This window comes from Nocardioides marmotae, assembly GCF_013177455.1.
GTDB classification, from domain to species: Bacteria; Actinomycetota; Actinomycetes; order Propionibacteriales; family Nocardioidaceae; genus Nocardioides; species Nocardioides marmotae.
On record NZ_CP053660.1, the window covers coordinates 3,913,156 to 3,930,544 of the forward strand.

The window sequence follows — 17,389 nt, forward strand, 5'->3', positions numbered from 1 at the left end:
CTTCCTCGGGTCCTCGGGGGTGGGTGTGCGGCGGCGGGGTCAGGACTTCACGAGCCGGGTGATCGCGGCCATCGCCTCGTCGACCTTGACCCGGCCCTCCTCGTCGCCGGCGCGCGCGGCGTCGACGACGCAGTGGTTCATGTGCTCCTCGAGCAGGCCGAGCGAGACGGCCTGGAGGGCCTTCGTCATCGCGGAGACCTGGGTGAGGATGTCGATGCAGTACTGCTCCTCCTCGACCATCCGCTGCAGGCCGCGGGCCTGCCCCTCGATGCGGCGCAGCCGCTTGAGGTAGTCGTCCTTGTGGGAGAGGTAGCCGTGCTGGTGCGCGGGGGCTGCGGTCTGGTCGTCCACACCGACCACCATACCCCTAGGGGGTAAGGGAATCCAGGGACGTGTCGCGACCCCGCACGTGCATCGAGCCCGCCGACCTGGCGGTCGGGCGGGCTCGGGAAGTGCTCGGATGCGCGGTGCGCGGGGGCGGCCGTGGACGGCGGTGGGCGCTCAGTCCTGGCGACGCTGCGGGGTGACACCGAGGATGCGATCGATCTCCTCGTCACTGAGGTGCTCGTCGGACTCGCTGGCCGCGATGATCAGGTTGGTGGTGAGCTCGACCTCGCCGAGAAGGTCGGCGTCCTCGAGCGTCACGTCGAACTGATCGTGCACCCTGGCCTCCTTCTGCTCGCCGGCCGCGCGGCTCTCCTCGTTCATCCGCTCCAACCTTCCCCCACCACTCTAGGGCCAAACCTGGTCCGCGACCGTGGCCCGTCCGGGTGGTTCGCGGCACGGCCCGGACGGCCGGGCGGGGGGCGGCGACGCGGGCCGACAAGCGGGCCGAGACGCACACGAGGCCCCATCCCTTGCGGGATGGGGCCTCGTGCGTGAGACCTGGGCAGGTGCTGCCCGGCGCTCCGTTCGTCCTACGAGCTCAGGCTCGAAGGATCAGACGGGGCGGACGTTCTCAGCCTGGGGACCCTTGGGGCCCTGGGTGACGTCGAACTCGACCTTCTGGTTCTCGTCCAGGGACTTGTAGCCCTGGGTCTGGATCGCGGAGTAGTGCACGAAGACGTCGTCGCCGCCGTCCTCCTGCGCAATGAAGCCGAAGCCCTTCTCAGCGTTGAACCACTTCACAGTGCCCTGAGCCATAGTGCTCAATCCTCTTTCGTCGGGGCGAGAGTCGCCACCTCGGCGACCCGCAGCAGATGCGGTGACACGTCGCTCCGACCCGTGATTGGTTGCACCACAGAACGAAAACGCCGTTGGCTCACAAACTCCGCGGGCGTCAGACCAGCTGGAACTTGCACCTGTTGCACGCACGACAGTACCAACCCTGAGCCGGTTGCAAACCTTTCGGCCCGAGTTCTCTGCAACACGTCCCTGAAGGTTCTGCTGAGCACGGGTGCCACCAGGCCCTGTCAGGTCGCCCCGGGCCGCCTCCTGACGCCTCTCCCGGGCGTCCGCCACGGGCCGATCGACCCGGGACTCGACCCGGGAGCGACCCGGCCGGAAGGCCTCCCGACGTACCCGATCTGGACGACGCGCCCCGGGCGCGGCGGCGCCTATCGTCCTGGACAGGCCCGCGACAGAATCGAGCCGAGCCGTGCGGCACCTGGCCGAGGACCCGCCGAACCGCCCCCGGGCGCGGCTGGGCCGCGCCGCCGCCGCGATCGCCGGCAGCGCCCGCAACCCCGACCTGCGGCGCGCGCAGCTCAGCTTCCTCGCGGCGTGGAGCGCCGAGTGGTCCTTCACGGTCGCGCTCGGGATCGTGGCCTACCGCGACGGCGGGCCGACCGCCGTGGGCCTGGTCGGGCTGCTGCGGATGGCGCCGGCGGCGGTGCTCGCGCCCCTGCTCTCGCCGCTGGCCGACCGCGGCCGCCGCGAGCGGGTGCTGGTCGCGGTCTCCCTGGTCCGCGGGATCGCGACCGGCGCGTGCGCCGTCGTGCTCGCGCTCTCCGGCCCCATCCCCCTCGTCTACCTGCTCGCGGTGGTCTCGACGATGGCCGCGACGCTCTACCGGCCGGCGCACTCGGCGCTGCTGCCCTCCCTGTGCCGCACGGGGTACGAGCTCGCCAGCGCCAACGTCGTCCGGGGGCTGCTGGACTCGGCCGCCTCGCTGATCGGCCCGCTCCTGGCCGCCGTCCTGCTCGGCTCGACCGGCGTGACGTCGGTGTTCGTGCTGGCCTCGGTCGCCTCCATCGCCGCGGCGGGGCTGGTCGTCGGCCTGAAGTACGACGCGCCGCCGCGGCCGGCGGCCGAGGCGCCCCCGCCGCTGCTCCGGTCCGCGGTGGTGGGCCTGCGCGCGGTCTCCCGCAGCCCCGACCTCGCGCTGATCATGGGGCTGGCGGTCGTGCAGACCCTGACCCGGGGCGCGCTGACGGTGCTCACCGTGGTCATCGCCATCGACCTGCTGGACACCGGCGAGTCCGGGGTCGGCCTGCTCAACGCCGGCCTCGGCGCCGGCGCCGTGCTGGGCTCGCTGGGGGCCTCGCTGCTCGTCGACACCCGGCGCCTCGGCGGCTGGTTCGCCGTCGGCGTCGCACTGTGGGGGCTCCCGGTCGCGCTCATCGCCGCCGTACCGCAGCAGGCCGCGGCCCTCGCGCTCCTCGCGTTCGTCGGGGTCGGCAACGCCCTGATCGACCTCGGCGGGTTCACCCTGCTCGGGCGGATCGCGCCCGACGACGTCCTGGCCCGTGTCTTCGGCGTGCTGGAGAGCCTCGTCGCGCTGTCGATGGGGGTGGGCGCGCTGGCCGCGTCGTACCTCGTGGAGGGCGCGGGCGTCCGGGTCACCCTCGTGGCCGTCGGGGCGCTGTGCCCGCTGTGCGCGGTGCTGTCCTGGCCGCGGCTGCGGCGCATGGACGGCTCGCTCGACATCCGCGACCGCGACATCGCGACGCTGCGGGAGGTCCCGATGCTCGGCGCACTGCCCCTGCCCTCCATCGAGCAGCTGGCTCGCGGCGCGGGGCGGCTCGAGGTCCCCGCCGGGCAGGTGGTCTTCCGCCAGGGCGACCTGGCCGAGCACTACTACGTCATCGAGTCCGGCCGGGTCGAGGTCGTCGGCGACGGCACGGTGATCACCACCCTCGGCCCGGGCGAGGGGTTCGGCGAGGTCGCCCTGGTGCGGCAGGTCCCCCGCACCGCCACGGTCCGCACCCTCGACGAGGTCCACCTGCAGTCCCTGCAGGCCGACCGGTTCCGCGCCGTCGTCCTCGGCTTCCCGCCGAGCGCCCGGGACGCGGGCACGACGGTCGACTCCATGCTCACCCGCTACGCCCCCCGAGGAGACACCGATGCCTAGATCTCAATCGACGCCCGTCCGGCGGTCCTTGCTGCTCATCGCCGACATCGGCGGCTACACCGACTACATGCGCACCCACCGGCTGAGCCTGGCCCACGCCGAGGTGAACATGGCGAGGCTGCTCGACCGGGTCGTCGACGCGGCGCCCGGCTTCGACCTCGTCGAGATCGAGGGCGACGCCGCCTTCATGTCGCGTCCCGCCGCCGGGATGACCGAGGCCGACCTGGTCCGCGCCACGCTCGAGGTCGCGGCGGCGATGCACCAGGCCTTCCACGTCGAGCGGCGGTACGTCGGCTCGAACCTGTGCCCCTGCCGGGGCTGCACGGAGGTCGACCGGCTGCGGCTGAAGTTCGTCGCCCACGTCGGCGAGGTCGCGACCCAGACGATCCGCCAGCGGCAGAAGCTGGTCGGCATCGACGTCATCCAGGTCCACCGGATGCTCAAGAACGCGGTCGAGATCCCGGAGTACGTCCTGCTCTCCGACGACCTCCACCGGCTCGCCGGCGCCACCTCCCCGCCCCTCGGGACGCCGATCGACCAGGACCTCGAGGGCATCGGCCCGACCCGCGCCTTCGCCGTCGACGTCTCCGACCTCCCGGCCACCGCGGCGCTGCCGTCACCCGACCCGACCCTGCGCTCCCGGCTGCGCCGGACCCTGGCCGTGGCGGGGGCGGGTACGCCGTACCTCGTCGGCCTCCGGCGGCCCCGCGGGGCCGCGCGGTAGCGGCAGCCGCCCCGACCACCCCGCTCGGCAAGCGTCAGGCGCCGTCCTCGGTCAGCGTCGTGGCGGGCAGCCAGTCGGCGCCGAGCAGCTCCGCGAGGTCGGCGAGGCCGGTGGTGTCGCTGCCGACCGTGTCGGAGGCCGCGGCGATCCGCTCGACCATCACCTTGCCGACCTGCTCCTCGACCGTGCCCTCGGCGTAGGCGATGTGCCACGGCGAGACCTGGTGGTCGCGGTGGGTGCGGCCGGTCACCTGCCGCCCGGCGATGCCGGAGAAGCGCGCCTGGTGGAAGACCCCGACCCGCGGGTCGGCGCTCGCCCGGCGGCCGTCGGCGAGGGTCTCCCCGGCGTGCAGGCTGATCGAGGCGACCGTGGTGAAGACGCAGACCTTCGCCTCGCCGGTCTGGAACCGGAGCCGCTCGGCCTCGACGTCGAACCGGTCGCGGCCGTAGATCGTGGCGACCTCGATCCCGGAGTCGCGCAGCCGGTCGGCGATGGGGTCGGCGGCGGTCGCGACGAACTCCACCGAGCACGCCACCTGCCGCTCGGCCTCGACCTGCTGGGCGATCCAGGCGACGGTGGAGTCGACCCGGATCAGCCCGGCCTTCTGCCGGAAGCGCAGCAGCGCGGCCCGGCCCTTCGCGACGTTGCGGCCGCGGCGGGCGATGTCCATCTCGCGGCAGAACTCGCCCCACTCGGCCTCGTAGGCGGTCCGCTCGGCCGGCGTGAGCGCCACCGGCATGCCGGAGATCGGGACCGGCCCCCACGGGGCGGCGCGGTGCAGCATCGCCGGGGGCCGCTCGTCGGCGAGCCAGCCGCGCACGAGCTTGAGGTCCGCGGCCCGTCGGGCGGGGTCGGTGGTCCAGGTGGCGCCGTACCGGCCCTGCTCCACCGCGACGCCGTGGCGCTCCAGCGCGGCGGCGAACGTCGCCCCCGGCTGCGTCGCCGAGGTCCACTCCCGCATCGGCTCGCCGAGGACCTGCGCGTAGGCGGGCGCGAGGTAGGGCAGTTCCAGCGGCGTGTGCCCGGGGGTCGCGGTGGTCGCGATGACGAACGGCGCCTGGTCGTGCGGGCGGCCGTGCCCCGAGATCCGCGCCCACAGCTTCCACCGCTTGGTGGTCGTCCGGCGCAGCGCGTGGGCCTCGTCGGCGATGATCACGTCCCAGGTGTGGTCGGCGACCTTGTCCAGGCGGTCCCAGGTGATGACCACCCACTCCAGCCCGCCGTCGCCGAGCGCGGTGATCGTGCGGCACCAGTGGCCGATGGTGATCGCGGCGGGCCGGTCGGCCACGACGAGCACCCGGCTCGCGCCGCGGAGGTCGCCGACCGCCGTCGCGCCGAGGACCGCGGAGATCGTCTTGCCCACGCCGGGCTCGTCGGCCAGCAGGAACTGCCGTCCGCCCGCCGCGGCGCGCTCCGCGATCGCGTCGGCCGCCTCGAACTGGATCCGCCGCGGCTCGAGCGCGTCGGTCGGCTCCGGGGCGGGTGTGGGGTCGCCGGGGTTGAGGGTGTTCTCGATGAACCGGCCGAGCGTGTGCGGCCCCGGGGCGTACGGCGCGAGGTGCGCGGGCAGCGCTCGCCCGACGTACAGGTGGGTCCGCACCGCGGGGTGCCAGGTGGCGCCGTCGACCTGGGTGCCGTACGGCACGTCGAGCACCCACAGCCGCTCCCCCGGCCCCGCCACCGGCAGCGGCCGCGGCGGCTGCCGCTTACCGCCGCGACGGGATGGGCCGCTGCGCCCACGAGCACCGGTACGACGGGAGCTGGCCACCCCCGGACGCTACCGGCGCCTCCCCCTCGGACCGTGGGATGGTCGCCGGTGTGGCAGGAGGAGCAACCGGGGACGACCGGGTCGTGCTCGAGACCGAGCGCCTGCTGCTCAGGCCGTGGCGGGTGGAGGAGGCCTCGGTCCGGCGGGAGCTGTGGATCGAACGCGATCCCCGCGTGCCACCGCACCGCCGCATCGACGCGGACGGACACCCCACGCTCGCGGAGCTCGAGGAGGCGATCCGCGCCGACGAGCCGTCGTCGCTCCAGCTGCTGGCGGTGGAGCTGAAGGCTGGTAGCGACCCCATCGGCTACTGCGGCCTGGTGCAAGGCGCGCACGGACCGGAGCTGGCCTTCGAGCTCCTGCGTCGGTCCTGGGGACAGGGCTACGCGACCGAGGCGTCCTGGGCGGTGCTGGACCGGGCGAGGTCTGCCGGGCACGAGCGGTTGTGGGCCTCCGTCTGGGACTGGAACACCGCTTCTCGACGCGTCCTGGCGAAGGTGGGATTCATCGAGACGGCCCGTGAGGAGACCGTCCACGGGACCAACCTGGTGATGACGAGACCGCTCTGACCCGTGTCCCGCTCGTGGGTCTGCTGCCCGGGCGGTTGGCATCGGCCTGGGTGGCCACTGGAAGGCACAGGGCAGATGACCTCGGGAGGAACCATGTGCCGGTTGTTCGGGATGCACGCGGGGCGCACGCCGCGACGAGCGACGTTCTGGCTGCTGAGTGCTCCGGACAGCTTGGCCGAGCAGAGCCACCGGATGCCCGACGGCACGGGACTGGGGGTGTTCGGACCCGACGGCCACCCTGTCCTGGACAAGCAGCCGCTGGCCGCCTTCGAGGACCGGGCGTTCGCCACCGAGGCCAAGGACCTCGCCAGCACCACCTTCGTGGCCCACGTGCGCTACGCGACCACCGGCCCTGTCCAGCCTGAGAACACCCATCCCTTCGAGCAGGACGGGCGCCTGTTCGCCCACAACGGCGTGGTGGAGGACCTGGACCGGCTCGAGGACCGCCTGCGGGACCTCGACGCGATGAGCCTGGTCCAGGGGCAGACCGACTCCGAGCGGGTGTTCGCGCTGATCAGCGCGGAGGCGCGCCGCAACGGAGGGGACGTCGGCGCCGCCATCACCGCTGCGCTGAGCTGGATCGCTGCGAACCTGACGCTGTACGCGGTCAACATCATCCTGGTCACCCCCACCGACCTGTGGGCGGTGCGCTACCCCGACACCCACGAGCTCCACGTGCTCGAGGTCTCCGGCCGCGACGGCCTCGACGCGCTCTCGCACGGCACCAGCCGGATCAGCACGCGCAGCGAGGAGCTCGCCGGGCTGCGCAGCGTGGTGATCGCCAGTGAGCCGATGACCGACGACCCCGGCTGGCGGCTGCTGGACTCCGGGGAGGTTCTCCACGTCGGCCCCGACCTGGACGTGCACAGCTCCCGCCCGTTGCCTGCGCATCCCGCCCACCTCAAGGCCATCGACGACCTCGAGCGGGACACGGCGCTCGCCCAGCATCCCGGTGGTCACGAGGGCCTGGCCGCAGGCCACTAGGCCGACGACCGGCGCCTCACCAGCCGATCACCCGCACGATCCCGCGGCCCACCAGGAACAGTCCCACCGCGGCCAGCAGCAGCACCGTCGCCAGTCGACCCCGCTTGTCGATGACGTCGGACAGCGCCTGCAGACCGCGGCGCGCAGGGTCGGGCGCCACCAGCGTCATCGCGATGGGCAGCCACGCCGGCAACGCCATGGCGGCGGCCACGAGGCAGATCACGACCAGGCGCGAGGGAACGTCGAGATGACCGGCGGCGACCTCCTTGGCCACGGGGACCATGACCGCCAGCGTCGTGAAGTTCGTCGCCATCGAGAACACACCGAAGCCCAGCGCTGGGATCGGGCTGAGCCCGTGGTCGCGGGTCTTCTTCGGCTTCGGAGCCCGCGGCCGGCGGTACCGCAGCACGGCAGCGATGAGGACGAGCAGGGACCCCAGGACGATGTCGAGGGAGGCGCTCAGCCTCGGCTCCTCAGGGAGGGCGATGGAGCGGCCGAAGAGGACCAGGAGCGACAGGATCGCCAGCGCCGTTCCGCCGACCCCGATGGCGTAGCACCCCGCGACGCGGCGTCCGTCGCGCCCGGCCAGCAGCACGGTCTGCTCGGTGAGCATGACCGGGCTGACAGCGCCCGCGAGGGCCAGGGGGACCACGAGCGCTAGGACGCTGAGCACCCACGCAACCCTAACGGCGGGGCGTCACGTGAGGACGCACGCCGCGGCGCATCGATGCTCGGCTTCTGGGTGCGCCGGACGGTTCGGGTCGCCGATCACGGATCCGCGCCGAGGGGGCGTGCGGGGCTATATCGTGCCGAGCGTGCGGCAGCGTTCTCTCGAGACGGCGAACCGGTGCATGACACCGGTCTGCCTCCCCGGGGATACCCCGGGGGCCACCGGCATGTTCGGGCACAGCACCGCGCGCGACTCGCTGCGCTTCGCTGCAGGTCTTCGCGCGCACGACGGGACTGGTCGAGCAGCGCTGCCGCACCCTCACCTGATCATCGCGTCGCTGCCCGGGTGAGAGCCGACCTGGCCCGGGCGCTGGCGGCCGGCTTCCTCGCTGGGGAGTGGACGCGGCCCGGGCTCGTGGAGAGCGGGTCGGTGGTCCTCGGCCGTCGCCCCCGCTGGCTGGCTCCCCTCGCGCGGCAGACGATCGACCTCTACCCCCGGCCGCCCCACGACCGGCCTCGAGAGCTGGCCGCCAGCATCAGCGCCCGGCCGGCTGCCGCGAAGGCCGCGGGCGTCCGGCCGCTGGTGCAGCCCGTGTCCCCCACCCGGATGATGACCAACCGCTGGCGGTTGCCGGTGCTCGATGGGCTCGGCGACCTCGCCGACCTCCTGGGCCTCACCTCCTCCGAGCTCGACTGGTTCGCTGACCCCCGACACCTGGCGCGTACGGCTGCGGACGGGCGTCTCCAGCACTACCTGGTCAGCCACCGGGTGGCCGCCAGCGGGGGGATCCGCGTGCTCGAGGCACCCAAGCGGCGTCTCAAGGGCATCCAGCGGGTCCTCCTCGACGAGGTCGCGTCGCTGATCCCGCCCCACGACGCTGCGCGCGGGTTCCGTCCCGGGGGCTCGGTGCGGTCCTATGCCGCGCCACATGCGGGCAGACCCGTCGTGGTGCGCCTCGATCTCGAAGCCTTCTTCGCGAGCGTCACCGTGTCGCGGATCTACGGCCTGTGGCGTTCGGCGGGCTACCCCGAGCCGGTCGCGCACTGCCTGGCCGGGTTGACGACGACTGTCCTGCCGCACGCGGCGTGGCGGGCCGTCCCGCGCCCCGCCGACGACGACCTCCTGGACGCGCACTGGCGGCTGGGACGCCGGCTGGCCGCACCCCACCTGCCCCAGGGCGCCCCGACCTCACCGGCGATGGCGAACCTCGCGGCGTTCGGACTCGACGTACGCCTCACCGCGTTGGCCGAGTCGTGGGGCGGCCGGTACACCCGCTACGCCGACGACCTCGCCTTCTCGGGCGCGAGGAGCTGGGGAACCGGGACGTCGCGGCTGCTCGAGGTCATCGAGGAGATCGTGCGGGACGAGGGGTTCCGGCTCAACACGCGCAAGACCGGCGTCATGCCTCGTGCCGGACGCCAGGCCCTCGGCGGTCTCGTCGTGAACGAACAGCCACGTGTCGCACGCCGTGAGGTCGACCTGCTCCGCGCGATCCTGCACAACTGCCGCCGACACGGACCGAGCACTCAGAACCGCGACGGGGTGCCCGCCTACGAGCAGCACCTGCGCGGGCGGATCGCGTGGGTGGCCCAGCACGACCCCGTCCGCGGCGCCCGGCTGCTAACGGAGCACGAGGCCATCGACTGGACCCGGTGACCGGGGGACGAGCGATGCCGGTGGCGCCGAGACACAGGGCACGACCGCGCCTGTCAAATATTCTTGACACCACCAGGTCAGGTCCCTATCGTCGCCGACGTCAAATATTCTTGACATCACGGAGGGTCGGATGGCGTACGAGGAGAAGCGGGCGTGGGTCATGGCGGTGGTGGCGCTCGTCGCCTACGCGACCTACGCCGTCCAGGTCGGACCACGGCTGGCCGAGGCATCCGCTGCCTCGGTCCCCTACGCGTCGGCCTTGCTGCTGAGCGTCGGCGGCTCGATCGCGGCCACGATCGTGTGGGAGATCCTGACCTCGGGCTTCGCGCGCGACGGCGCCCGCCAGAAGGACCGGCGGGACCGGGAGATCCACCGCACGGGCCAGTACATCGGCCAGTCGTTCGTGATCCTGGGCGCCGTCGCCGCGCTCGCCATGTCCCTGGCCCGGTGGGATGCGTTCTGGGTCGCGAACGTGATCTACCTCGGCTTCACGCTCTCGGCGGTCGTCGCGTCGGTGGCGAAGATCCTTGCGTACCGGCGGGGCTTCCAGACGTGGTGAAGCCCACCAGCATCACCAACTCCATGCGGGACCTGCGGGCTGCCCGGGGAGGGTTGACGCAGGCCGAGCTCGCCCGGCGGGTCGGCGCCACCCGACAGACCATCATCGCCATCGAGCAGGGCCGCTACTCGCCCTCTCTCGAGATGGCCTTCCAGATCGCCGCGGTCCTCGGCGTCCCCATCACCGAGGTCTTCCACCACCCCAGCAACGAGGAGGACCCCCGATGAGAGCGGTCGTCCAGGATCGGTACGGCCCACCGGGAGCCCTGCAGGTGACCTCCCGGGGAGTCCCGGAGCCGCGCGACGACGAGGTCCTGGTCCACGTCGAGGCCGCCGGGGTCGACCCGGGCGTGTGGCACGTCGTCACGGGGTTGCCGTACGGGGTGCGCCTCGGCTTCGGCCTGCGCAGGCCGAGGAACCCCGTGCCAGGTCTCGACCTGGCCGGGGTGGTGGTCTCCGTGGGACGCGGCGTGCGCGACTTCGCCCCCGGCGACGCCGTCTTCGGTACCGGGCGTGGCAGCTACGCCGAGTACGCCGTGGCCGCGGCCGGGAAGCTGGCACCACTGCCGGCGTGCCTGACCTTCGAGGAGGCGGCAGCCGTGCCCATCTCGGGACAGACCGCCCTCGCCGCCATCAGGAAGGCCCGCGGTGTCGCCGGCAAGCGGGTCATGGTGATCGGGGCAGGCGGAGGCGTGGGGACCTTCGCGGTGCAGATCGCCAAGGCCCAGGGCGCACACGTCACCGCGGCCTGCAGCGCCGCCAAGGTCGACTACGTACGGTCCCTCGGGGCCGACGGCGTCATCGACTACACGCGGTCCGACCCCACCTGCGCAGGCGAGTTCGACGTCGTGATCGACACGGCCGGCAACCGGCCACTCACCCGGCTGCGTCGAGCTCTGAGCCCCCGCGGCGTGCTGGTCGTGGTCGGCGGCGAAGCAGGCGACGGCATCCTGCTCCAGGGCTTCGACCGCCAGCTGCGGGCCCTCCTGTGGTCACCCCTGGTCCGTCAACGCCTCGTGCCGCTGATGGCCACGCAGAACAGCGCAGATCTCCGAGTCCTGGCCGGGCTCATCGAGGCCGGCGGCGTCAAGCCTGTGGTGGACCGGGTCTTCCCCCTGCACGAGGTCGCGGCGGCCCTCGAGCACATCAGTGGTGGCCACGCCCGGGCGAAGACCGTCATCAGCCTGACCTAGCGTCCTGGCCAGGCGAGGTCGGCCGACCTGGTGGTGGCAGCAGACCCGTACGGTCGCGTGCGCACCTGTCCCCTTCCGCTGCGGGCGGGCGGGGCGGGCCGCAACGACCGTTCACACGCCTCGGGAGGAACCGTCATCCGGCTCACCATCGCCGTCGCCGCCGTCCTGCTGCTGGTGGCCTGCAGCAGCGGGTCCGAGCCCACGCCGGAGCCGTCGTCGGAACCATCGTCGGGCCCGACCCCGTCGTCGCCGTCGTCCTCCGCGCCCGCCGTGGCCGCGGCTCCGATCGACCGGCGGCTGGCCGCGCTCGAGGAGCGGTACGACGCGCGGGTCGGCGTGAGCCTGCTCGACACGGGCGACGGCGCGGCGTACTCCTATCGCGGCGACCAGCGGTTCGGGTTCGCCTCCAGCGTCAAGGTGCTCGTGGCGGCCGAGCTGCTGCGACGCACGGGTTCGGCCGAGCGCGCCGAGCTGGTGCGGTGGACCCAGGACGACGTCGACGCGGCCGGGTACTCCCCCGTCACGGAGGCCCACGTCGACCGCGGGCTCCCGCTGCTCCGGCTCGCCGAGGCGGCCGTGCGCGAGAGCGACAACACCGCGACCAACCTGGTGCTGGAGCGCCTCGACGGCCCGGCCGGCCTCACCCGGGGGCTGCTTGGCCGCGGCGACACCACGACCGTGCTGGCCGACGACGAGCCGGGCCTCAACGAGGTGTCGCCCGGCAGCCCGGCCAACACCACCACGCCGGACGCCTTCGTCGCCGACCTCCGCGCCCTGCTCGGACCGGAGTGGCTGACCGACGCCGACCGCCGCCTGCTCCTGGGCTGGATGAGCGGCAACCCCGGCGGGGACCCGCTCATCCGGGCCGGCGCCCCCGCCGGCTGGCGGGTCGCGCAGAAGTCCGGCGGCGCCGGCCCCGTCCGGAACGACGTCGCGGTCCTCACGCCACCCGATGGTCGCGCGCCCGTGCTCCTCGCCGTCCTCACCACCCGCCTCGACCCCAGCGCGCCGTACGACGACGCGCTGGTCGCCGACGCCGCCGAGGTTGCGCTGGGAGCGCTCGAGGCGAGCTGAGGCGTCGGCTGGGGGGATAGTCCGCCACACGCGCGCCCTTTCCCGCTGATGAAAGGGCGCGTACGTGGCGGACTACCCCGCCGACCGGCAGGTCCGCGCAAGCACGTCGCGCGGCGGGCGGGCAGGGCAGACTCGCCACGTGACTGACGTGTTCAGTGAGAAGCTGGCGGCCTGGCGCGACTACACCGAGACGCCGTGGGCGCGGATCCGGTACGGCGTCGTCGGCGCTGTCCTGCGCCGACAGACCGAGCACCTCGGTGAGCAGATCCGCGTCCTCGATGTCGGCGGTGGCGACGGCATGGACGCACTGCCGCTCGCGCTGGCGGGGCACGACGTGACCATCGTCGATCCCTCCGCGGAGTGGCTCGCTGAAGCCGATCGTCGAGCAGCAGCCGCGGGCACCAGCGTCGCGACGATCCGAGGTGGCCTCGATGACCTGCCAGCCGGTCAGTGGGACCTGGTGATGTGTCACTTCGTGCTGCGCTACCGCAGTGGCGGCGACGACGACGTCGCCGCCCTCGCGAGTCGCGTCCGTCCCGGCGGGCGGCTCTCGATCATGGACGTCAACCCCGACGGCCGCGTCCTTCGCGAGCTGCTGAACGGAGGCCCCGCTGCAGCACTCGCCGAGCTGCAGGCCGAGCGAGCCACGGTCGAGACGTTCCAGACCGACGCCCGGAAGGTCAGCGTCGACGCCATCGCGAGCGAAGCAACCGAGGCGGGCATGACACCCGTCGGGATCTACGGCAACCGGATCGCGAACGACCTGCTCGTCGACAACACCTCCAAGCACGACCCAGCCTTCTTCGAGGAGCTGCTCGCGCTCGAGCTGGAGCTCTGCGACCGAGAACCCTTCAACCGCGTGGGGTTCGCCTGGCAGCTGGTGCTGCAGCGCTGAGCCGCGCCCCGGTCGGCGCCGAGCGCGCACTAGGCTGCCGACCCGGTATGGCTTGGCCCCAGGTTTCTTCCCACGGAGCGCGCAAGGTCTTTCCATCCCCGGGCCCCTAGCTCAATCGGCAGAGCAGGAGACTTTTAATCTCTTGGTTGTGGGTTCGAGTCCCACGGGGCCCACCGCGTCCGGCCGCCCGCCGCCCTCAGGCGATGACCGGCAGGCCGCCGGTCACGGCGAGCACCTCGCCGGTGACGTACGCCGACTCCTTGCTGGCCAGGTAGACGAACGCCCCCGCGACCTCGACCGGCTGGCCGGCGCGACCCATGGGCGTGTTCTCCCCGAAGCCCTCGACCATCTCCTCGGGCATCGTCGCCCGGACGAGGGGTGTCCAGGTCGGGCCGGGGGCGACCGAGTTCACCCGCACGCCCTGGGAGGCGGCGGACCAGGCGAGCGCGCGGGTGAAGGTCGCGATGCCGGCCTTGGTCGTCGCATAGTCGAGCAGCTCGGGTGAGGGGGACGACGCCTGGACCGAGGAGGTGTTGATGATCGAGGACCCGGCCGGCATGTGGGGCAGGGACATCTTGCAGAGCCAGAACGTGGCGTACAGGTTCGTGCGCATCGTGCGGTCGAACTGCTCGGTCGTGATGTCGGCGATCCCGCCCGGCTGCGCGAGCTGGTAGGCCGCGTTGTTGACCAGCACGTCGATCCGGCCGTGCTCGGCGACGGTCCGGTCGACCATCGCGCGGCAGTTCTCCTCGATCGTCAGGTCGGTCGGCACCAGGGTGATCGTGCGACCCGCGTCCCGGACCAGCCCGGCGGTCACCTGGGCGTCGTCCTCGTCGCTCTCCAGGTAGCAGATGACGAGGTCGGCGCCCTCGCGGGCGAACGCCAGCGCGACCGCCCGGCCGATCCCGGAGTCGCCCCCGGTCACCAGGGCGACCTTGCCGTCCAGCCGACCGTGCCCCCGGTAGCTGTCCTCGCCGTGGTCGGGCTGCTCCTCCATCGAGGAGGTCAGGTGGGCGTCGTTCACAGCCGGTCTCCGTAGGTCTCGATGGCGTTCAGCGCCTTGACGCGGTCCCGCATGCCCTCGGGGAGCGTGGTGAGGACGTGCCGGGGGTCGTCGAAGTCCCAGTGCGGGTAGTCGGAGCTGAACATCAAGGTGCGCTCGGCCTGCGCGATCTCCAGCAGCGTGTGGAGGTGGGCGCGGCGCCGCGGCTCGGGCATCGGCTGGGAGGTGAACCGGACGTGGTCGACGAGGTACTCGCTGGGGAGCCGCTTCATCCACGGGACCTCGTCGCGCAGGCCACGCACGTTCTTGTCCAGGCGCCACATGACGTCGGGGATCCAGCCGAGCCCGCCCTCGGTGATGACGACCTTCAGCCTCGGGAAGCGCTCGAACACCCCGTGGCAGACCAGGCTGATGACGTTGGCCTGGAAGACCTGGCTCAGGCCGGTGTGCCACTCCACGTAGTAGGTCGGGGTGCCGCCGGCCATCGGCGGCGAGGTGCGGAAGATGCCCTCCCCCGAGTTCGGGTGGACGGCGACGGGCAGGCCGAGCTCGGCGGCCGCCTCGTAGATCGGGTAGTAGTGCCGCTGCCCCATGAGGATGTTCGTGAGCGGCAGGAGCACGCCGACGAAGCGCTGGTCCTGCGCCGAGCGCCGGATCTCCTGGGCGGCCAGCTGCGGGTCCTGGGCCCCGACGACGACGTACCCCCGAAAGCGCTCGTCGGCCGAGAGCCAGGTCGCGGCGAGCCAGTCGTTGTACGCCGCCGCGATCATCGCCGCGGCGTCCGGGTCCGGCAGGGCGCCCAGGCCGAGCACCTCGCCGCCGATGAGCACCGCCCGGTCGATGCCGTTGCCGTCGAGCAGCTGGCGCGCCGTGAACGCCGGGTCCGACCCGGGCGAGGAGCCGTCGGGGGCCCGGGCGTCGTCCCGGAGCACCCCGGACGGGTTGACGTAGAGCATGTTGCGCGGGACCGAGACCGCCTCCCGGTGCCCGACGGTCGAGAGGCTGCGGCGGTCGTCGAGGCCCAGCCGGCGCTGCGCCCCACGCGAGAGATGGGGACGCAGGTCGCCCATGCCGCCCCGCATGATCGGGTGCACGTCGCAGTCGACCAGCTCGTAGCGGCCGGGGGCCGTCGCGGCGCCGGCAGGTCGGTCGAGCACGTCGGACATCGCATGACTCCTCGGGGCGAACCGTTGCGGTCGACGCCGACCAGGCGTCAGAGTCATGGATAGCAAATCGTTTGGCATTGCGATAGGGGTGCACACATGGACGTACGCGTGGGGACCGTCGAGGAGGTCCGCCGGGACGGCTGCCGGATCGTCGAGGTCGACGGACGCGCGGTCGGCGTGATCAGCGTCGGCGAGGACTTCTACGCGATCACCGACCGGTGTCCGCACATGGGAGCCTCGATGTGCGCGGGCTCCCTGGGCGGCACGATGCTCGCCTCCCGGCCCCACGAGTACGTCTACGGCCTGGCCGACCGCGTCATCCGATGCCCCTGGCACGGGTGGGAGTTCGACCTCGAGACCGGTCGGTCACTGCTCGAGCCCCGGCGCCGTGCGCTGCGGACCTGGCGGGTGACCCAGCAGGACGGCGACGTCGTCCTGCACACCTGAGCCCGACCGGCGCCGCCGAAGCCTCCGTCGTACGTCGTGCCGCCGGGGGTCTTGCCCCGGCCCGCGCCCGACGCCTACGGTCGACCCAATCGATTTGCGTGACACCCGTCACACCGCCGGAGGTGCCCATGACCGTGTCCGTTCCCCCGCCGCGCACCCTTCCCCCGACCCGGCTCTCCGGGGACCTCCACCTCGACCGCCGGTCGCTGCTGCGCGGCGCCACGGCCGGGGCCATCGGGGTCGCCGCAGCCGGCGCGTCCGGCACCGTCCTGGCCGGCACCGCGGAGGCCGCGGCCGCCGCGAAACCGCCGCCCACCGGCCGGCCGCCGCTGTGGCGACAGGCCGACCGCAAGGGCCTGGTCTTCGGCTCCTCGATCGCGACCTGGCAGCTCGACAGGAACTACCCGAAGCTCCACGCCCGCGAGGCCGGGCTGCTCTTCACCGAGGACGACCTGCTCTGGTACCAGCTCAAGCCCGGGCCCGACGAGCCGCTGAACTTCGAGCCGGGCGACCGCATCATCGACTTCGCCGAGGCCAACGACCAGCGCGTGATCGCCGCGCACCTCGCCTGGGACGAGGGCTTCGGCGAGGGCTGGTCCGAGGACGACCTCTGGGGCCTCTCCCGCGCGGACGCCAAGAAGCTTCTCTACGGCGTCATCCGGCGCGAGGTCCAGCACTACCGGGGCCGCGCCGACGGGTGGATCGTCGCCAACGAGGTCACCGACCCGGAGGAGGCGGACAAGCACGGCTTCCGCACCAACGTGCCGTGGTACCGCACGATCGGCCCCGGCTACATCGCCAGGAGCTTCCACCTCGCCGAGGAGCACGACCCCGGGGCGCTGCGGATCATCAACGAGTTCGGCTTCGAGACGGTCAACGAGTGGGGCGACCGGCCCGAGCCGCGCCGGCGCGCCTACCTCAAGGCCATCGACCGGCTCCTCGACCAGAAGGTGCCGGTGCAGGCCGTGGGGATCCAGGGCCACCTGCTGGCCGACGGCTTCCACCGCACGTTCCGCGACAAGGCCTACCGCGCCTTCCTGCGTGAGGTCGCCGACCGCGGCCTGCCGATCCTCATCACCGAGCTCGACGTCCTCGACGAGGGGCTGCCGAAGGCTCCGCGCCCCCGGGACCGCAAGGTCGCCGACGTCTACCGGCACTACCTGGACGTCACCCTCGACGAGCCGGCCGTCAAGGCGGTCATCGCCTTCGGCCTGACCGACCGCTACACCTGGCTGGAGGAGGACCAACCACGGGAGGACGGCGCCCCGCGCCGACCGCTGGCCTTCGACCGCTCGCTGCGCCCGAAGCCGGCGTACACCGCGATCAGCAACGCCATCCGGCACGCGCCGGTGCGCAAGCGGCTGTGGCGGTCCAAGAAGGGCTGACCGGG

At 72.9% G+C, this 17,389-nt stretch carries 19 protein-coding genes and 1 tRNA gene; 13 read left to right on the plus strand and 7 right to left on the minus strand.

The genetic code is table 11. From position 1 onward, the window contains the following. Positions 1-39 precede the first annotated feature (39 nt). The 3 genes from HPC71_RS18560 to HPC71_RS18570 form a co-directional block, all read right to left on the minus strand. Positions 40-351: a metal-sensitive transcriptional regulator gene (locus tag HPC71_RS18560; protein WP_257866213.1), complete on the minus strand. Its 312-nt coding sequence runs from the start codon at positions 349-351 to the stop codon at positions 40-42. A 150-nt stretch (positions 352-501) separates the two neighbouring features. Then, a complete protein-coding gene (locus HPC71_RS18565; protein WP_154615254.1) occupies positions 502-708 on the minus strand; it encodes a hypothetical protein in 207 nt (68 codons plus the stop codon). A gap of 231 nt (positions 709-939) precedes the next feature. After that, positions 940-1,143, minus strand: coding sequence for a cold-shock protein (locus HPC71_RS18570; RefSeq protein ID WP_056863399.1), 204 nt, complete (start codon positions 1,141-1,143; stop codon positions 940-942). A 454-nt stretch (positions 1,144-1,597) separates the two neighbouring features. On the opposite strand from HPC71_RS18570, the gene HPC71_RS18575 reads away from it, so the two are divergent. Further along, complete coding sequence (locus HPC71_RS18575) at positions 1,598-3,292, plus strand: MFS transporter (protein ID WP_154615253.1); 1,695 nt, start codon at positions 1,598-1,600, stop codon at positions 3,290-3,292. Next, positions 3,285-4,016 (plus strand): DUF2652 domain-containing protein, encoded by a 732-nt coding sequence (locus HPC71_RS18580; RefSeq protein WP_154615252.1) that lies wholly within the window; start codon positions 3,285-3,287, stop codon positions 4,014-4,016. Before HPC71_RS18575 ends, HPC71_RS18580 begins: the two co-directional genes overlap by 8 nt. A 34-nt stretch (positions 4,017-4,050) precedes the next feature. Here the strand turns inward: HPC71_RS18580 and HPC71_RS18585 are convergent, their stop codons facing one another. Next, complete coding sequence (locus tag HPC71_RS18585; protein ID WP_171897037.1) at positions 4,051-5,670, minus strand: DEAD/DEAH box helicase; 1,620 nt, start codon at positions 5,668-5,670, stop codon at positions 4,051-4,053. Positions 5,671-5,834: 164 nt separating this feature from the next. Here HPC71_RS18585 and HPC71_RS18590 point away from each other — a divergent pair, with 164 nt between their 5' ends. Both HPC71_RS18590 and HPC71_RS18595 read left to right on the plus strand, forming a co-directional pair. After that, the gene (locus HPC71_RS18590; protein ID WP_216656460.1) at positions 5,835-6,353 is read left to right on the plus strand and encodes a GNAT family N-acetyltransferase; all 519 of its coding nucleotides are present in this window, start codon (positions 5,835-5,837) and stop codon (positions 6,351-6,353) included. Positions 6,354-6,428: 75 nt separating this feature from the next. Further along, entirely contained in the window at positions 6,429-7,337 is a 909-nt protein-coding gene (locus HPC71_RS18595) for a class II glutamine amidotransferase (protein ID WP_216656462.1), read from the plus strand. A 16-nt stretch (positions 7,338-7,353) separates the two neighbouring features. Here the strand turns inward: HPC71_RS18595 and HPC71_RS18600 are convergent, their stop codons facing one another. After that, positions 7,354-8,010 (minus strand): GAP family protein, encoded by a 657-nt coding sequence (locus tag HPC71_RS18600; RefSeq protein ID WP_154615250.1) that lies wholly within the window; start codon positions 8,008-8,010, stop codon positions 7,354-7,356. A gap of 342 nt (positions 8,011-8,352) precedes the next feature. Here HPC71_RS18600 and HPC71_RS18605 point away from each other — a divergent pair, with 342 nt between their 5' ends. From HPC71_RS18605 to HPC71_RS18635, 7 genes are all read left to right on the plus strand, one after another. Further along, the gene (locus HPC71_RS18605) at positions 8,353-9,663 is read left to right on the plus strand and encodes a reverse transcriptase family protein (protein WP_171897039.1); all 1,311 of its coding nucleotides are present in this window, start codon (positions 8,353-8,355) and stop codon (positions 9,661-9,663) included. 130 nt (positions 9,664-9,793) lie between these two features. Continuing rightward, entirely contained in the window at positions 9,794-10,222 is a 429-nt protein-coding gene (locus tag HPC71_RS18610) for a hypothetical protein (protein ID WP_154615248.1), read from the plus strand. Then, positions 10,216-10,449: a helix-turn-helix transcriptional regulator gene (locus tag HPC71_RS18615; RefSeq protein ID WP_171897040.1), complete on the plus strand. Its 234-nt coding sequence runs from the start codon at positions 10,216-10,218 to the stop codon at positions 10,447-10,449. The genes HPC71_RS18610 and HPC71_RS18615 overlap by 7 nt, the downstream gene beginning before the upstream one ends. 44 nt (positions 10,450-10,493) lie before the next feature. After that, the gene (locus tag HPC71_RS18620) at positions 10,494-11,414 is read left to right on the plus strand and encodes an NAD(P)-dependent alcohol dehydrogenase (RefSeq protein WP_253943785.1); all 921 of its coding nucleotides are present in this window, start codon (positions 10,494-10,496) and stop codon (positions 11,412-11,414) included. Positions 11,415-11,471: 57 nt separating this feature from the next. Next, positions 11,472-12,488: a class A beta-lactamase gene (gene bla, locus HPC71_RS18625; protein ID WP_171897041.1), complete on the plus strand. Its 1,017-nt coding sequence runs from the start codon at positions 11,472-11,474 to the stop codon at positions 12,486-12,488. A 139-nt stretch (positions 12,489-12,627) separates the two neighbouring features. Next, positions 12,628-13,383 carry a class I SAM-dependent methyltransferase gene (locus HPC71_RS18630; protein WP_154615245.1) on the plus strand — a complete coding sequence of 252 codons (756 nt, stop codon included), beginning with the start codon at positions 12,628-12,630 and terminating at the stop codon, positions 13,381-13,383. Between the two features lie 100 nt (positions 13,384-13,483). Beyond that, positions 13,484-13,556 (plus strand) — tRNA-Lys (locus HPC71_RS18635). Positions 13,557-13,579: 23 nt separating this feature from the next. On the opposite strand, the gene HPC71_RS18640 is transcribed toward HPC71_RS18635, so the two are convergent. Then, positions 13,580-14,407: an SDR family oxidoreductase gene (locus HPC71_RS18640; protein ID WP_253943787.1), complete on the minus strand. Its 828-nt coding sequence runs from the start codon at positions 14,405-14,407 to the stop codon at positions 13,580-13,582. Next, positions 14,404-15,552 (minus strand): amidohydrolase family protein, encoded by a 1,149-nt coding sequence (locus HPC71_RS18645; protein ID WP_171897042.1) that lies wholly within the window; start codon positions 15,550-15,552, stop codon positions 14,404-14,406. The genes HPC71_RS18640 and HPC71_RS18645 overlap by 4 nt, the downstream gene beginning before the upstream one ends. Positions 15,553-15,648: 96 nt before the next feature. Here HPC71_RS18645 and HPC71_RS18650 point away from each other — a divergent pair, with 96 nt between their 5' ends. Both HPC71_RS18650 and HPC71_RS18655 read left to right on the plus strand, forming a co-directional pair. Next, positions 15,649-15,999: a Rieske (2Fe-2S) protein gene (locus HPC71_RS18650; protein WP_154615243.1), complete on the plus strand. Its 351-nt coding sequence runs from the start codon at positions 15,649-15,651 to the stop codon at positions 15,997-15,999. A 128-nt stretch (positions 16,000-16,127) separates the two neighbouring features. Continuing rightward, the gene (locus HPC71_RS18655) at positions 16,128-17,384 is read left to right on the plus strand and encodes an endo-1,4-beta-xylanase (RefSeq protein ID WP_171897043.1); all 1,257 of its coding nucleotides are present in this window, start codon (positions 16,128-16,130) and stop codon (positions 17,382-17,384) included. Positions 17,385-17,389 lie beyond the last annotated feature (5 nt).

Coding starts and splice junctions, on each gene's coding strand:
- HPC71_RS18595 (WP_216656462.1), top strand. CDS start 6,429: ATGACCTCGGGAGGAACCATGTGCCGGTTGTTCGGGATGCACGCGGGG.
- HPC71_RS18565 (WP_154615254.1), bottom strand. CDS start 708: ATGAACGAGGAGAGCCGCGCGGCCGGCGAGCAGAAGGAGGCCAGGGTG.
- HPC71_RS18610 (WP_154615248.1), top strand. CDS start 9,794: ATGGCGTACGAGGAGAAGCGGGCGTGGGTCATGGCGGTGGTGGCGCTC.
- HPC71_RS18570 (WP_056863399.1), bottom strand. CDS start 1,143: ATGGCTCAGGGCACTGTGAAGTGGTTCAACGCTGAGAAGGGCTTCGGC.
- HPC71_RS18580 (WP_154615252.1), top strand. CDS start 3,285: ATGCCTAGATCTCAATCGACGCCCGTCCGGCGGTCCTTGCTGCTCATC.
- HPC71_RS18645 (WP_171897042.1), bottom strand. CDS start 15,552: ATGTCCGACGTGCTCGACCGACCTGCCGGCGCCGCGACGGCCCCCGGC.
- HPC71_RS18650 (WP_154615243.1), top strand. CDS start 15,649: ATGGACGTACGCGTGGGGACCGTCGAGGAGGTCCGCCGGGACGGCTGC.
- HPC71_RS18655 (WP_171897043.1), top strand. CDS start 16,128: ATGACCGTGTCCGTTCCCCCGCCGCGCACCCTTCCCCCGACCCGGCTC.